Origin of the sequence: Pseudomonas sp. (genome assembly GCF_049645325.1) — a bacterium.
In the GTDB taxonomy this organism is placed as follows: domain Bacteria; phylum Pseudomonadota; class Gammaproteobacteria; order Pseudomonadales; family Pseudomonadaceae; genus Aquipseudomonas.
Genome location: NZ_JBARTQ010000593.1, coordinates 1 through 14,639, shown reverse-complemented (window position 1 = coordinate 14,639; position 14,639 = coordinate 1). Strand labels below are relative to the sequence as shown.

Sequence of the window (14,639 nt, the reverse complement as noted above, 5' to 3'; positions counted from 1 at the left end):
GCCCCGCGCCGGGCTGCGAAGCAGTCCTAAAACCAGGCCATGCGGTCTATCAGGTAAAACGGCATCGTCTGGTTTGGGGCCGCTTCGCAGCCCAGCGCGGGGCAAGCCCGCTCACTACAACGATGTGTAGATACTTATGCTGCGATAGCATCAGCCCGGTGCGGCTGATGCCCCGAGGTGCCTGCATCACAGGCAAGCCAGCTCCCACCTGGGCAGAGCGAGGCCTCAGGCCGGTGCAGTGCCGGATAACTCGTCGTTCAACAGCTCAAAACAGCGCTGCGCCGCCGGGCTCAAGCCCATGCCGCTGCGGCTGATCAACCCGATCTCCCGGTTCACCCCGGGATGGTCGATGTGGATGCGCTTCAACCCCTCCAGGCTGTCCGCCGCCGACTCCGGCAGCACGCTGATGCCCAACCCCTGGCGCACCAGGGCCAGGACGGTCGACATGTAGTTGGCTTCCATGCCCGCGTTCATCGTCAGTCGCGTTTCATCAAACAAGGCATCGACTTGCTCGCGCACGCTGCTGTCGCGGCCGGTGAGGATGATCGGCTGATCCGCCAACTGTTCCAGCGTCAGCCGTGAGTAGCCGGCGAGGGCATGGTCCAGCGGTACAAACGCACACAGCCGGTCATTCAACACCGGCATAAAGTCCAGGCCGTGGCTGAGCCGCGCCCGCACGCCGATGCCGAAATCCACTTCGCCTGAGCGCACTTGGGCATGAATGCGGTGGGCGACCAAATCATGCAGGCGTACCTCGATGCCGGCAAAACGTTCGCGAAACAGGCGCAAGGCCGGGGGCAGGGCGCCGGCGCACACCGACGGCAGTGCAGCGATGGTGACCACGCCCCGGCGCAGGGCGGCCAGGTCACGGGAGCCGGTGACAATGTTGTCCAGGTCCAGCAGCAGCTTTTCCATCGGCCCGCGCGCCTCCTGGCCGGCGGCGGTGATGCTCACGTGGCGCGGGCTGCGGTCGAGCAGGGCGACGCCAAGCCAATCCTCCAGTTGTTGCACTTGCACGGTAAGCGCCGAGGGTGACAGGTGCAGTTCGTTGGCGGCCTTGGTGAAGCTGCCGGTGCGCGCCACGGCAAGAAACGCCTGGATATGCTGGATAGAATTCTTCATGGGAATCGCTTCATTTTGTTTTTCCGAACGTGCCAGGCCGAATATTCCAATTTACAAAGACTAACCCGCTTCCAATACTCCAGGGAAAACAATAACCGGCCACCAAGGCCGCTCTGGAGTAACCCATGCTCGCTACCCTGGGTGTCATTACCATCCTGTGCCTGCTCGCTGCCGTCATGAGCAAACGCCTCTCGCCGCTGGTGGCCCTGATCGCTTTGCCGATCATCGCCGCACTGCTCGGTGGGTTCGGCCTGCAAACCAGCGCCTTCATCATTACTGGAATCAAGAACGTCGCCCCGGTGGTGGGCATGTTTGTGTTTGCGATCCTGTTTTTCGGGATCATGACCGATGCCGGCATGCTGGACCCGATCATTGATCGCATCCTGCGTACGGTTGGGACGCGTCCTACACGAATTGTCGTCGGAACCGCGACCCTGGCGCTGCTGGTGCACCTGGACGGCTCCGGCGCGGTGACCTTTCTGGTCACGGTGCCGGCGATGCTGCCGCTGTATACGCGGCTGGGCATCGACAAGCGCATCCTGGCCTGTGTCTGCGCGATGGCGGCCGGGGTCAACTTCCTGCCGTGGACCGGCCCGGTGCTGCGCTCGTCCGCCGCGTTGCATGTACCCGTGGCCGATTTATTCCAGCCGCTGATCCCGGTGCAAATCGTCGGCCTGGTCTTTGTATTCGCTTGCGCCTGGTGGCTGGGCCATCGCGAAGAAAAACGCCTCGGCCTGGGCGCCGGCTCCTCGGTTGATGCCGTGCCGCAGCGGGTGCTCAGCGACGCTGACATCTTGCTGCGTCGGCCCCGGCTGTTCTGGATCAATTTGATCCTCACCGTGCTGGTGATGGTGGTGATGATTGCCGGCTGGGTCGACCCGGTGGTGATGTTCATGCTCGGCACCGTGGTGGCGTTGTGCATCAACTACCCGAACGTCGACGCCCAGCGCGCGCGTATCGACGCCCACGCCAAGACCGCCCTGACCATGGCCAGCATTCTGCTCGCCGCCGGGGTGTTCACCGGCATTATGCAAGGCACCGGCATGCTCAAGGCGATGGCTGAAGTCGCGGTGGCGCAGATTCCGGCCGGCCACGGCAAGTTGATCCCGGCGGTGGTGGGCTTTATTTCCATGCCGCTGAGCCTGCTGTTTGACCCCGATTCCTACTATTTCGGCGTGATGCCAGTGATCGCCGAAGTCGGCAAGGCCTTGGGTGTCGACCCGTTGCAAGTGGCCCAGGCCTCGTTGCTCGGCGTGCACACCACCGGCTTCCCGGTCAGCCCGCTGACTCCCGCGACCTTTTTGTTGGTGGGCCTGTGCAAGGTCGAACTGGCCGATCACCAGCGCTTCACCATCCCTTTTCTGTTTGCCGCGTCGGTGTTGATGACCCTGACCGCGTTGCTCCTGGGAGTGATTTGAGATGAAAACCTTGCGCATCGGTTCCGGCGCCGGCTATTCCGGCGACCGTATTGAACCCGCCGTGGAGTTGGCCGAGCAGGGCGACCTGGATTATCTCGTGTTTGAATGCCTGGCTGAACGCACCATCGCCCTGGCGCAGCAGGCGCGCATCAGTGATCCACAGGGCGGGTACGACCCGCTGCTGAGTGAGCGTATGCGCCGCGTGTTGCCGTTTATTGGCAAGCCTTCAGGCCGTCGTCGTTTGCGTGTGGTCACCAACATGGGCGCGGCTAACCCTGTGTCGGCGGCCGTCGAAGTGCGGCGCATAGCCAGTGAGTTGGGCCTGAGCCTCAAGGTCGTCGCCGTGCTGGGCGATGATGTTTTGGACGTGTTGCAGCCCGAGCAGGTGCTGGATAACGGCCAGACGGTCGGCTCGCTGGGGGACCGGCTGATTTCCGCGAACGCCTACTTGGGCGTCGAAGGCATTATTGATGCCCTGCGCGCCGAGGCCGACGTGGTGATCACGGGGCGCGTGGCTGACCCGTCGCTGTTTCTCGCGCCACAGATGTTTGAATTCGGCTGGGCGGCGGACGATTGGCAGCGCCTCGGGCGCGGCACATTGGTGGGGCATTTGCTGGAATGCGCGGGGCAGGTCAGCGGTGGTTATTTTGCTGATCCAGGCTTCAAGGATGTAGACGACCTGGCGCGCCTGGGTTTTCCCCTGGCCGAGGTCGATGCCGATGGCGAAGCCGTGATCACCAAGGTCGCAGGCTCAGGTGGCCGGGTCAGCCGTGCTACCTGCAGCGAGCAATTGATCTACGAAGTGCATGACCCCGCAGCGTATGTGACGCCCGACGTGACGGCGGATTTTTCTCAGGTGGGGTTCGTGGAGGAGGGCATTGATCGCGTGCGCGCCCAAGGCGCGGCAGGCCGTGCTCGGCCGGAACAGTTGAAGGTCAGCGTGGGGTACCTGGACGGATGGATCGGCGAAGGGCAAATGTCCTACGGTGGCCCGGGCGCCGTCGCGCGCGCGGAGTTGGCGCGCGATGTCGTCCTCAAACGCCTGGAATTGACGGGCGTGAAGCTGCAGGACGTGCGCGCCGAATTGATCGGCATGGACTCGCTCCACGGCCTGCGCAGCAGCGTCGAGCCCTGGGAAGTGCGCCTGCGCGTGGCGGCCCGCTGCGAGGACCGCAGCGAGGCGGTGCGCGTCGGCAATGAGGTGGAAACCCTCTACACCAACGGCCCGTCCGGCGGCGGCGGTGCCAGTAAAAGCGTGCGGCAGGTGGTGGCGGTGGCGTCGTTGCTGCTGCCACGCAGCGCGGTCAACCCGAGGATCGAAGCATGAAACTGCACACGCTGGCCCATTCCCGCACCGGGGATAAGGGCGACACGTCGAACATTTCGATCATTGCCTATCGTGCTGAGGATTATCCGTTGCTGTGCGAACAACTCACGGCCGAACGCGTGGCCGAGTGCTTTGCCGGTTTGCGCGAGCCCGATGCAGCGCCGGTGCGGCGCTACGAACTGCCCAATGTGCAGGCACTGAATTTTGTCTTGCCGGGGATCCTGCGCGGCGGGGTCACCCGCTCGCTGGCGCTGGACGCCCACGGCAAGTGCCTGGGCTCGGCGTTACTGGATTTGGATTTCGCACTACCGAACTAAATGTGGGAGCTGGCTTGCCTGCGATGCAGGCAACTCAGGGCTTCAGGTACAGCGAGGTGATGCAATCGCAGGCAAGCCAGCTCCCACCTTGACCGCGGTGTTTATCAGACCGCGGCGAAACGCTTGTCCAAATAGTCGATGATCACCTTGGAGTCATACATCCAGGTGGTCTGGCCATTTTCTTCGATGCGCAGGCATGGCACTTTGATCTTGCCGCCTTGCTCCAGCAGGGTCTGACGGTCCTGCTCGTTGTTCTTCGCGTCCTTCAGCGCCACCGGTACGCTCAGGCGGTGCAGGGTGCGGCGGGTCTTCACGCAGAACGGGCAAGCGTGGAACTGATACAGGGTCAGGTCTTTGGCCGCAGCGTTCACCTGCGCCTGTTGCTCGGCGGAGCGCTGCTTTTTGCGCGGACGGGTAAGGAAGTCGCCCGCAATGATGACGTGGCCAAGGCCCACTCGAAGTGCTTTGACGAACATGGCTGAAACCTCTTGCCCATGAAGAAGGGGCCGCAGCTTACCTGAATTTTACCGGCGAAAAAAAACCGGCGATGAACGCCGGTCTTTTCCTACGCAGCCTGTTACTTGATCAGGCTGAGGAATTCGCTGCGGGTGGCCGCGTTCTCGCGGAACTCACCCAGCATCACCGAGGTGATCATCGACGAATTCTGTTTTTCCACACCGCGCATCATCATGCACATGTGCTTGGCCTCGATTACCACCGCCACGCCCAGCGCGCCGGTCACTTGCATGACGGCATCGGCAATCTGGCGGCTGAGGTTTTCCTGGATCTGCAGGCGGCGCGCGTACATGTCGACGATACGTGCGACCTTCGACAGACCCAATACTTTGCCGCTCGGGATATACGCGACGTGAGCCTTGCCGATAAACGGCAGCAGGTGGTGTTCGCACAGCGAGTACAGCTCAATGTCCTTTACCAGCACCATTTCGCTGTTGTCAGAGCTGAACAAGGCACCATTGGTGACTTCTTCGAGTGTCTGTTCATAACCGCGGCAAAGGTACTGCATCGCCTTGGCGGCACGCTTTGGCGTGTCGAGCAGGCCCTCGCGGGAGACGTCCTCGCCGAGTTGGCCGAGGATCGCGGTGTAATTCTGTTCCAATGTCACAGGGCTGTTTCCGTATGGGTTTCAGAACGGTACGGTGTATGCCTGTACCAATGTGAAGCGTTTTTCAGCGCGGGTACCGTGTCTTGCGCTGATGATCGGCGCACATAGTAGCTTACGTACGCCGACAGTTGTATTCCCAGGCGATACCGATGTTAGAGTCGGCCTCCGTTGAGGAGGACGTGATGACCCCGCTAGAGCGAAATATTTCTGAGCGTGCACTGATCTTTGTCAAGGCAAATCGAACGCGGATTGCTCGTGAACTGGCCTGCCTGAAAAAGTACCCGGGTGAAAACTTCCCGGTTTCGGTGTTTATGGCGGGGTCTCCCGGCGCGGGTAAGACAGAGGTATCCAAATCGTTTATTCGTTTGATGGAGGAGGGAGGGTCGAATGCATTACGCGTTGATCCTGATGACTTCAGAGAGTACTTCCCTGAGTACACAGGAGGAAACTCCAGTCTCTTTCAACGCGGCGTAACGGTAATAGTTGAGCGCACGGTCGACTTGGTTTATCAGCAGAGGCAGTCGTTCCTGTTGGACGGAACGCTGGCCAATTTCGCGGTAGCCCGAAAAAATATCCAGCGTGCGCTCGATAAGGAGAACAGATCCGCTCAAGTCATCTACGTTTACCAAAAGCCTGAATTGGCATGGGAATTCGTACTGGCACGCGAGGCAATTGAAGGACGAAACATTCCTTGCAAGGAGTTCATTCGCCAATTTTATGCATCAAAGGCAACGGTATGCGGATTGAAAGGCGAGTTTCTGGATCGTCTTCAAGTCGATGTTCTCATCAAGGACACTGACGGAGGGGCATCAGATATCGGAATCGACTTATCGGCAGGTGAAATTGACGAATTGGTCAGGCAGCCCTACCATCCTGATGAACTTGAGCAAATTTTGACCGGAGTAGCCTTATGAAAGGTGAAGTTACGGAAGTCATAGAACAGTATTCTTCCACAAGCATGTCAGATTTTTTTCGGAGCGGCTCGGTGGAAGATCGACGTGCTGTCTACCGAAGCGCTGCTGATACCGCAATCATCATGCAAAAAGCAGTCATTTCGCGGGCAAGAGAGAAAAAATCAAAAGAACGTTCCGACGAGTGAAAGTACTGTCATATCACGCCAGCCCAGCTCACTTGCTGGGCTTTTTTTGGTCACTCGTCGCGCCCTTCCATCATGGTGCGCTTGAGCATCACATACACCGCACCGGCGCCGCCGTGGCGGGCCTGGCATGAGGTAAAGCCGAGCACCTGGGCGTGCTGGCGCAGCCAGGTGTTGACGTGACTCTTGATCATCGGGCGCTTGCCATCCAGGCGCACGGCTTTGCCGTGCGTGACGCGTACGCAGCGGATTTCGAATTTGGTCGCTTCAGCGAGGAACGCCCAGAGGGTTTCGCGGGCTTTTTCCACGTTCATGCCGTGCAAGTCGAGGCTGCCTTCGAAGGGGATCTGGCCGATCTTGAGCTTGCGCATCTGGCTTTCCTGCACGCCATCGCGGGCCCACATCAGCTCGTCTTCGGGGCCGACGTCGATCACGAACTGGTCCGACAGGCCATCCACGGTGGTGGCGTCGGTGCGCACGGTCGCAGCCTGGCGCAGTTTGGCGATCTGCGCCCGGTCGGCCTTGGGTTTGCCGGTGTCGGCGCGGTCGTGCTTGATCGGCTTGACGCCGCGCAGCTCGTTTTTGAACAGGGAAAAATCGTCGTCTTGCATGTCAGCCTCCGCGAAGGGCGGGCAGTTTACCTAAATCGCGGCGGCCAGGGCGCAGGAAACGCTATCCAAGCGCCATCAGTCGTGCTTTTTCATCAGGTGCGAAGCGATGTTCAGCGACAACGGCTGGCGCATCCGCCGACGGCTGCGGCGCCATAACCACACGCCCAACCACAGCACCAGCAGGCCGACCGCGAGCACAATCGCCGAGCCACCCGGGCTGGCATTCAGCTCGCCGAGGGCGGGTGAGTGACCAAACAGGCCGGCGCCACCAGCACCGGCCAACAACAGACCTACAATCGCCAGCAGCGCGGCAAAGCCGGCCACCAGGCGCAGACGCCAGTTGCTCGGGCCCTTGGGGCGCAAGCGACGAGCGTCAAAACCATCGGATATCTTCATTCCGACCTTTCCTCCAGGGTATCGGCCCTTCGACCGGAAGATACACAGGTTGTTCCGGGGGCTGGGGTAATTGCGCCAAATGAAAGGGCTTTGCGGATGAGCGGGGCAATAAACACGCCGCGCCGCTCATCGGAGGGCGTTTAAATCAGATCAGGTCTTTGGTCAACGCGAGGGTGGCGAAGTTGTCGGCCATGATGGCCATTTCAGTCTGCTGCACGTGTTCGGCACTCAGCACGCCGCCTTTGTAAGGCAAGTCGCGGGTGGCGCAGGCGTCTTCCACCAAGGTGCAGCGAAAGCCCAGGTTTTTGGCGGCGCGTACGGTGGTGCTGACGCTGGAGTGGCTCATGAAGCCGCAGACGATCAGGTCCAGCGAGCCGAGGTCCTGCAGGTGTTTTTCCAGGCCGGTGCCGTGGAAGGCGCTCGGCAGCAACTTGCCGATGATGGTTTCGTCGCCCTGGGGTTCGAGGCCGGGAATGAATTCGCCGCGCTCGCCCTGTGGGTCAAACAGGCCGCCAACGGTGCCCAGGTGGCGCACATGCACGATCGGCCGGCCGGCGTTGCGCGCTGATGCCGTCAGTTGCTTGATGTTATCGACCGCCGCGTCCATGCCGGACAGGGCGAGTGGGCCGCTGAGGTATTCCTTCTGGGCATCGATGATCACGAGGGTCGCATGGTTCAGATTGGCTGCTGCGTAACCGCGACCGCTGAGTTGAAACATCGTCTTTGGAACGGACATTCTGGGGCTCCTGTGAGGGGGGCTTTTGCGACATTGTCCACTGGCTGAGCGGTTCTGTGAATCGCTACCATCGTAAGGTACGCCGTTGTTGACGTGCAGCCATGTCAAGTGGGCGGCTTGTTTAACGCAATGATGGCAAATTGGATGAATTCCGACGTACGGTGAGGGCGTTTCGTACATCGTCCGTACAGGCGAAGGCTGTTAGAATCGCCAGTCGTTTTTTCAGGAGTTCTTCCCCGTGATCACATCCCGCCTGCGCACGCTGCGCGACCATATCCGTTGGGCTGTCAGCCGTTTCCATGGGGAAGACCTGTTTTTCGGGCATGGCACCGACAACGCCTGGGACGAAGCGCGCCAGTTGGTGCTCGGCGCCTTGCACTTGCCATGGGAAATTGCCGACAGCTACCTGGACTGCAACCTCGAAGAAGAGGAAATCTCTCACGTTCAGCGCTTGCTGCACCGTCGCATCCATGAGCGCGTACCCACCGCTTACCTGTTGAAGGAAGCCTGGTTCTGCGGCATGTCGTTTATCGTGGATGAGCGCGTGTTGATCCCGCGCTCGCCGATTGGCGAATTGATCGAAAACCGTTTTGCACCTTGGCTGGCCAACCCGCCGGCGCGCATCCTCGACCTGTGCACCGGTTCCGGCTGTATCGGTATTGCTTGCGCCTTTGAGTTCCAGGACGCTGAAGTGGTGCTGGGCGACTTGTCCTTCGAAGCGCTGGAAGTGGCCAACCAGAACATTGAGCGCCATGGCGTCGATGAGCGCGTATACACCGTGCAGGGTGACGGCTTCGACGGGCTGCCAGGCCAACGGTTTGACCTGATCGTGTCTAACCCGCCGTATGTGGATGCCGAAGACTTCGCTGACATGCCGGACGAATACCAGCACGAGCCGGAACTGGGCCTGGCCTGTGGCGATGATGGCTTGAACCTGGTGCGGCGCATGTTGGCCGAGGCGGCGGACCATCTGACCGAGAAGGGTTTGCTGATCGTTGAGGTGGGCAACAGCCAGGTGCACGTTGAGGCGTTGTACCCGGAAGTGGACTTTGCCTGGCTGGACTTCCAGCGTGGCGGGCATGGTGTGTTCATGTTGACGGCTGAGCAATGCCGGGCGCATCAGGCAGTGTTTGCTGCCAGGGTCTAATCGACCTCACTGAAGAAGCACTGACCCAATGTGGGAGCGGGCTTGCACGCGAAAGCGGTGTATCAGTTCCCGATAAGTTGACTGATCCACCGCTTTCGCGAGCAAGCCCGCTCCCACATTTTTTGATTTTCGCAGGCTTCGAGAGTGATATCTGCTGCTACACCCTAGCCGATTTTGTGTTGGCACGATGTGGCGGCACATTGGCCGACATCGCACCCTCGCCGCGATAGCCCCTCAGCGGGCGCGCGACCAGACTGGACTCATCGGCGCCACCCCCGGCGCTTTGTTGAGGAGAACGACCATGAGCACCACCATCGCCGGCATCCAGATCCCGGACAGCGCCCTGGCCAAGGCCACCACCGAATACATCCGCGACGTCGAATCCGACCTGCTCTATCACCACTCCCGCCGTGTGTTTTTGTTCGGCGCGTTGAGCGGTGAGCGCAAGCAGTTGGCCTACAACCCGGAGCTGCTGTATGTCGGCGCCATGTTTCATGACCTGGGCCTGGTCGAAGGCCTGCGCAGTGACAACGAGCGTTTCGAAGTCGACGGCGCCAACGCGGCGGCTGCGTTTCTCAAGCCTTACGGGCTGAGCGATGACGATATCGAACAAGTGTGGCTGTCCATCGCCCTGCACACCACGCCGGGCGTGCCGCAGCACTTGCGCCCGACCGTGGCACTGGTGACCGCCGGCGTCGAGATGGACGTGCTGGGCATGGACTACGCGGCGTTTTCCAGCGTGCAGCGCGAAGCCGTGGTGCATGCGCATCCACGCGGTGAAGGGTTCAAGGAATGCATCATCTGCGCGTTCGCCGACGGCTTGCGCCATCGCCCGCAGACCACGTTTGGCAACGTGAAGACGGATGTGCTGGTGGATCAGGAGCCGGGGTTCAAGCCGATGAATTTTGTGGAGGTGATTCGCAAGTCGCCGTGGGCTGCCTGAAACCTGACCTGACACACACCACAAAACTACTGTGGGAGCTGGCTTGCCTGCGATTGCGGTGCATCAGTCGACAGATGAGTCGCCTGACACGGCCTCATCGCAGGCAAGCCAGCTCCCACATTTTTAACCCGCTTCTGCGATCAGACCGGTGCAGGCGCCCGACGCGCATCCGGCTGTTTCCAGCCATCCGCCGCCGCTTCTTCAATCGCCTGCTGAATCGCTTTCTTGCGCGATTCTTCGGCGCGGCGGCTGAAGAACCACACCAGGAAGGTCACCAGCGACACCGCCAACAGAATCAGGCTCGCCACAGCGTTGATCTCGGGTTTAACCCCAAGGCGCACGGCCGAAAACACTTCCATCGGCAAGGTGGTCGAGCCCGGGCCGGACACGAAGCTCGCCAGTACCAAGTCATCCAGCGACAGCGCAAACGACATCATGCCGCCCGCCGCCAACGACGGCGCGATCATCGGGATGGTGATCAGGAAGAACACCTTCCACGGCCGCGCGCCCAGGTCCATCGCTGCTTCTTCAATCGACAGGTCCAGCTCACGCAAGCGCGCCGACACCACCACCGCCACATACGCCGAACAGAACGTGGTGTGGGCGATCCAGATGGTGACGATGCCACGCTCCTGCGGCCAGCCGATCATCTGCGCCATGGCCACGAACAACAGCAACAACGACAGACCGGTGATCACTTCGGGCATCACCAGCGGCGCTGTCACCAGGCCGCCGAACAGCGTGCGGCCCTTGAAATGGCTGATGCGCGTCAGCACGAAAGCTGCCAAGGTGCCCAGCGCCACCGCCGCAACGGCGGTGTAGCAGGCGATTTCCAGCGAGCGCGCCACCGAGCCCATCAACTGGGTGTTGTCCAGCAGGCCCACGTACCACTTGATCGACCAACCGCCCCACACCGTCACCAGTTTGGATTCGTTGAACGAGTAGATCACCAGGATCAGCATCGGCAGGTAGATGAACAGCAACCCCGCCACCAGCATGAAGCTTGAGAAACTGACGCGCTTCATATCTTGCCCTCCATCTCTTTGGCTTGGCTGCGGTTGAACAGGATGATCGGCACAATCAGGATCGCCAGCATCACCACTGCCAGCGCGGACGCCACGGGCCAGTCACGGTTGTTGAAGAATTCTTGCCACAACACTTTACCGATCATCAGGGTTTCCGGGCCGCCGAGCAGCTCAGGAATCACGAACTCGCCCACCACCGGGATAAACACCAGCATGCAGCCGGCGATGATGCCGTTCTTGGACAGCGGCACGGTGATTTTCCAGAAGCTGTTGAAGGTGCTCGAACCGAGGTCGGATGCGGCTTCCAGCAGGCTCTGGTCATGTTTCACCAGGTTGGCGTACAGCGGCAGGATCATGAACGGCAGGTACGAATAGACCACGCCGATATACACCGCAATGTTGGTGTTGAGGATCTGCAGCGGTTCGTTGATCAGCCCCATGGACATCAGGAAGCCATTGAGCAAGCCGTTGTTGCTGAGAATGCCCATCCACGCATACACACGGATCAGGATCGCGGTCCAGGTCGGCATCATGATCAGCAGCACCAGCACGGTCTGCATCTCTTTGCGCGCACTGGCAATCGCGTAGGCCATCGGATAACCGATCAGCAGGCACAACAGCGTGCTGAAAAACGCCATTTTCAGCGAGCCCAGGTACGCGGCGATGTACAACTCGTCGTCGCCGAGCATCGCGTAGTTGCCAAGGTTGAGCACCAACTGCAGCTTCTGCTCAACGAAGGTGTAGATCTCGGTGTAGGGCGGGATCGCCACGTCGGCTTCGGCAAAGCTGATCTTCAAGACGATGAAGAACGGCAGCGCGAAGAACAGGAACAGCCAGATAAACGGGATCCCGATGACCACATGCCGGCCACCGGGCGTTATTCGTTGCAGGCGACGTTTGAGCTTCTTCATGTTCATGAGCGAAGTACCACGCCGCTGTCGTCTTCCCACCACACATACACCTGGTCACCCCAGGTCGGTCGCTGGCCACGGCGTTCGGCGTTGGCGACAAAGGACTGCACCAGCTTGCCGCTCGGCAGCTCCACGTAGAACACCGAGTGGCCGCCCAGGTAGGCGATGTCGTGCACCTTGCCGCTGGACCAGTTGTACTCGCAGGTCGGCATGTCGGCCGTCACCAGCAGCTTTTCCGGACGGATCGCGTACGTCACCGCTTTGTCCTGCACCGAGGTGCTGATGCCGTGGCCGACGTAGATGTTGCGGTCCAGGTCCTTGCAGGTGATGGTCGCGTGGCCTTCGGCGTCGTCGATCACTTCACCTTCGAAGATGTTGACGTTGCCAATGAACTCGCACACCAGGCGGCTGGTAGGTGTTTCGTAGATGTCGATCGGGCTGCCGATCTGGGCGATCCAGCCCAGGTGCATGATCGCGATGCGCTCGGCCATGGTCATGGCCTCTTCCTGGTCGTGAGTCACCATCACGCAGGTCACGCCGACGCGCTCGATGATCTCCACCAGTTCCAGCTGCATCTGCGAACGCAGCTTCTTGTCCAGCGCGCCCATCGGCTCGTCGAGCAGCAGCAGCTTCGGGCGCTTGGCCAGGGAGCGCGCCAACGCCACACGCTGGCGTTGCCCGCCGGAGAGTTGGTGCGGCTTACGCTTGGCGTACTCGCTCATGCGCACCAGCTTGAGCATCTCGGCCACACGGGCGTCGACCTCAGCCTTGGGAATCTTGTCCTGTTGCAGGCCGAACGCGATGTTCTGCGCCACGGTCATGTGCGGGAACAAGGCGTAGGACTGGAACATCATGTTGATCGGCCGCTCGTACGGCGGCATATCGGTGATGTCCACGCCGTCGAGGTAAATGCGACCTTCCGTTGGGCGCTCGAAGCCTGCGAGCATGCGCAGCAAGGTGGACTTGCCCGAACCCGAACCGCCGAGCAAGGCGAAGATCTCGCCTTTCTTGATTTCCAGGGACACATCGTCCACGGCAATCGTCTCGTCGAATTTTTTCGTGACCCGGTCGATTTTGACCAGCACCTTTTTTGGTGTCTGGTCGCCCTCGAGGGCTTTCTTATAGGCGCCGGAGGCAACTGCCATTTACGAAACTCCCAGAAAAAAAGAGTGCAACTCGCCCAATACGGGCCAGTCTTGGATAGTTAAGCCTTACTTGCCCGTCTTGACCTTGGTCCAGCTACGGGTCATTAAACGCTGCACTTTCGGGGGTAGCTCGAAGTTCACGAAGGCCCTGTCGAGAACCGCCTGCGGTGGGTAAACCGCTGCGTCGGTGCGTATCGATTGCTCCATCAGTTTGTCCGCCCCTGGGTTAGGGTTGGCGTAACCGACGTAATCACTGACCTGAGCGATCACCTCAGGTTGCAGCAAATAGTTGATGTAGGCGTGGGCCTCTTTGACATTGGTGGCATCCGCCGGGATCGCCAGCACGTCAAACCACAGGTTGCCGCCTTCTTTCGGAATCGCGTAGGCAATGTTTACGCCTTTGCCGGCCTCTTTCGCACGGGCCTTGGCCTGGAACACATCACCGGAGAACCCGGCCGCCACGCAGATGTTGCCGTTGGCGAGGTCGGAGATGTACTTGGAAGAATGGAAGTAGGTCACGTAGGGACGCACTTTCAGGAGTTTCTCTTCGGCTTTCTTGTAGTCATCCGGGTTGGTGCTGTTGGGGTTCAGGCCCATGTAGTTGAGCACCGCCGGCAGCATTTCATCCGCCGAGTCCATGAACGACACGCCGCACGTGGCCAGCTTCTTCATGTTTTCCGGCTCGAACAGCACGGCCCAGGAATCGATATGGTCGACGCCCAGCACTTCTTTGACTTTGTCGACGTTGTAACCAATGCCGTTGGTGCCCCACAGGTACGGCACCGCGTACTGGTTGCCCGGGTCGTTCTTTTCCAGACGCTTGAGCAACGCCGGGTCAAGGTTGGAATAGTTCGTCAGCAATGACTTGTCGAGCTTCTGGAACGCCCCGGCCTTGATCTGCTTGCCGAGGAAGTGGTTCGACGGCACGACCACGTCGTAGCCGGTACGCCCGGCGAGCAACTTGCCTTCCAGGGTTTCGTTGGAATCAAACACGTCATACACGGGCTTGATGCCGCTGGCCTTTTCAAAGTTGGCCAGGGTGTCGGGGCCGATGTAGTCCGACCAATTATAAATATGCACAGTCGGCGCAGCCTGCACGCTGATAGCCAGCGTGATACCTGCACTCACCAGCATGGCTTGGCGAAATAAAGAAATTGGCAAGTGGAGGTCCTCTAAAAAGTTGGGCCCAAAGTTGTTGCCCGACAACAAAACCGGCGCGCAACTTACCCTCGATAAACCGATCCGGCAAAACTTTCTGTCATTTAATTGGTGGGAGCGGGCTTGCTCGCGAAGGCGGCATGTCAGCCAGCATAGGTATCAAC

The 14,639-nt window shown here is 60.3% G+C and carries 17 protein-coding genes; 7 read left to right on the top strand and 10 right to left on the bottom strand.

The genetic code is table 11. From position 1 onward, the window contains the following. Positions 1 to 225: 225 nt before the first annotated feature. Entirely contained in the window at positions 226 to 1,122 is an 897-nt protein-coding gene (locus tag WBB95_RS24955) for a LysR family transcriptional regulator (protein ID WP_424489996.1), read from the bottom strand. Between the two features lie 125 nt (positions 1,123 to 1,247). On the opposite strand from WBB95_RS24955, the gene WBB95_RS24950 reads away from it, so the two are divergent. The 3 genes from WBB95_RS24950 to WBB95_RS24940 are packed head-to-tail and all read left to right on the top strand — an operon-like array spanning position 1,248 to position 4,184. Next, positions 1,248 to 2,540, top strand: a complete 1,293-nt coding sequence (locus tag WBB95_RS24950) for a CitMHS family transporter (protein ID WP_424489995.1) — start codon at positions 1,248 to 1,250, stop codon at positions 2,538 to 2,540. Between the two features lies 1 nt (position 2,541). Further along, positions 2,542 to 3,867: an acyclic terpene utilization AtuA family protein gene (locus tag WBB95_RS24945; RefSeq protein WP_424489994.1), complete on the top strand. Its 1,326-nt coding sequence runs from the start codon at positions 2,542 to 2,544 to the stop codon at positions 3,865 to 3,867. Next, a complete protein-coding gene (locus tag WBB95_RS24940; RefSeq protein WP_424489993.1) occupies positions 3,864 to 4,184 on the top strand; it encodes an AtuA-related protein in 321 nt (106 codons plus the stop codon). Before WBB95_RS24945 ends, WBB95_RS24940 begins: the two co-directional genes overlap by 4 nt. A gap of 104 nt (positions 4,185 to 4,288) precedes the next feature. Here WBB95_RS24940 and WBB95_RS24935 read toward each other — a convergent pair whose 3' ends face one another. Next, complete coding sequence (locus WBB95_RS24935; RefSeq protein WP_424489992.1) at positions 4,289 to 4,660, bottom strand: glutathione S-transferase N-terminal domain-containing protein; 372 nt, start codon at positions 4,658 to 4,660, stop codon at positions 4,289 to 4,291. Positions 4,661 to 4,761: 101 nt separating this feature from the next. Further along, positions 4,762 to 5,307, bottom strand: coding sequence for a GTP cyclohydrolase I FolE (gene folE / locus WBB95_RS24930; protein ID WP_019826593.1), 546 nt, complete (start codon positions 5,305 to 5,307; stop codon positions 4,762 to 4,764). Between the two features lie 182 nt (positions 5,308 to 5,489). On the opposite strand from folE, the gene WBB95_RS24925 reads away from it, so the two are divergent. Together WBB95_RS24925 and WBB95_RS24920 are read left to right on the top strand one after the other, a co-directional pair. Next, the gene (locus WBB95_RS24925) at positions 5,490 to 6,221 is read left to right on the top strand and encodes a zeta toxin family protein (protein ID WP_424489991.1); all 732 of its coding nucleotides are present in this window, start codon (positions 5,490 to 5,492) and stop codon (positions 6,219 to 6,221) included. After that, entirely contained in the window at positions 6,218 to 6,406 is a 189-nt protein-coding gene (locus WBB95_RS24920) for a hypothetical protein (RefSeq protein WP_424489990.1), read from the top strand. The genes WBB95_RS24925 and WBB95_RS24920 overlap by 4 nt, the downstream gene beginning before the upstream one ends. A gap of 50 nt (positions 6,407 to 6,456) precedes the next feature. Here WBB95_RS24920 and WBB95_RS24915 read toward each other — a convergent pair whose 3' ends face one another. The 3 genes from WBB95_RS24915 to WBB95_RS24905 form a co-directional block, all read right to left on the bottom strand. Beyond that, positions 6,457 to 7,014 carry a Smr/MutS family protein gene (locus WBB95_RS24915; protein ID WP_017137833.1) on the bottom strand — a complete coding sequence of 186 codons (558 nt, stop codon included), beginning with the start codon at positions 7,012 to 7,014 and terminating at the stop codon, positions 6,457 to 6,459. A gap of 75 nt (positions 7,015 to 7,089) precedes the next feature. After that, positions 7,090 to 7,410, bottom strand: coding sequence for a hypothetical protein (locus WBB95_RS24910; protein WP_424489989.1), 321 nt, complete (start codon positions 7,408 to 7,410; stop codon positions 7,090 to 7,092). Positions 7,411 to 7,555: 145 nt separating this feature from the next. Beyond that, positions 7,556 to 8,146, bottom strand: coding sequence for a cysteine hydrolase family protein (locus WBB95_RS24905; protein ID WP_424489988.1), 591 nt, complete (start codon positions 8,144 to 8,146; stop codon positions 7,556 to 7,558). Positions 8,147 to 8,384: 238 nt separating this feature from the next. Here WBB95_RS24905 and prmB point away from each other — a divergent pair, with 238 nt between their 5' ends. Then, positions 8,385 to 9,293 carry a 50S ribosomal protein L3 N(5)-glutamine methyltransferase gene (gene prmB, locus WBB95_RS24900; protein WP_424489987.1) on the top strand — a complete coding sequence of 303 codons (909 nt, stop codon included), beginning with the start codon at positions 8,385 to 8,387 and terminating at the stop codon, positions 9,291 to 9,293. 301 nt (positions 9,294 to 9,594) lie between these two features. After that, entirely contained in the window at positions 9,595 to 10,236 is a 642-nt protein-coding gene (locus WBB95_RS24895; RefSeq protein WP_424489986.1) for an HD domain-containing protein, read from the top strand. A gap of 140 nt (positions 10,237 to 10,376) precedes the next feature. Here WBB95_RS24895 and WBB95_RS24890 read toward each other — a convergent pair whose 3' ends face one another. From WBB95_RS24890 to WBB95_RS24875, 4 genes are all read right to left on the bottom strand, one after another. Beyond that, positions 10,377 to 11,261 carry an ABC transporter permease subunit gene (locus WBB95_RS24890; RefSeq protein ID WP_424489985.1) on the bottom strand — a complete coding sequence of 295 codons (885 nt, stop codon included), beginning with the start codon at positions 11,259 to 11,261 and terminating at the stop codon, positions 10,377 to 10,379. After that, positions 11,258 to 12,178, bottom strand: a complete 921-nt coding sequence (locus tag WBB95_RS24885) for an ABC transporter permease subunit (RefSeq protein ID WP_424489984.1) — start codon at positions 12,176 to 12,178, stop codon at positions 11,258 to 11,260. Before WBB95_RS24885 ends, WBB95_RS24890 begins: the two co-directional genes overlap by 4 nt. Then, entirely contained in the window at positions 12,175 to 13,317 is a 1,143-nt protein-coding gene (locus WBB95_RS24880) for an ABC transporter ATP-binding protein (RefSeq protein ID WP_424489983.1), read from the bottom strand. Before WBB95_RS24880 ends, WBB95_RS24885 begins: the two co-directional genes overlap by 4 nt. Positions 13,318 to 13,383: 66 nt before the next feature. Continuing rightward, complete coding sequence (locus WBB95_RS24875; RefSeq protein WP_424489982.1) at positions 13,384 to 14,478, bottom strand: polyamine ABC transporter substrate-binding protein; 1,095 nt, start codon at positions 14,476 to 14,478, stop codon at positions 13,384 to 13,386. Between the last annotated feature and the right edge of the window lie 161 nt (positions 14,479 to 14,639).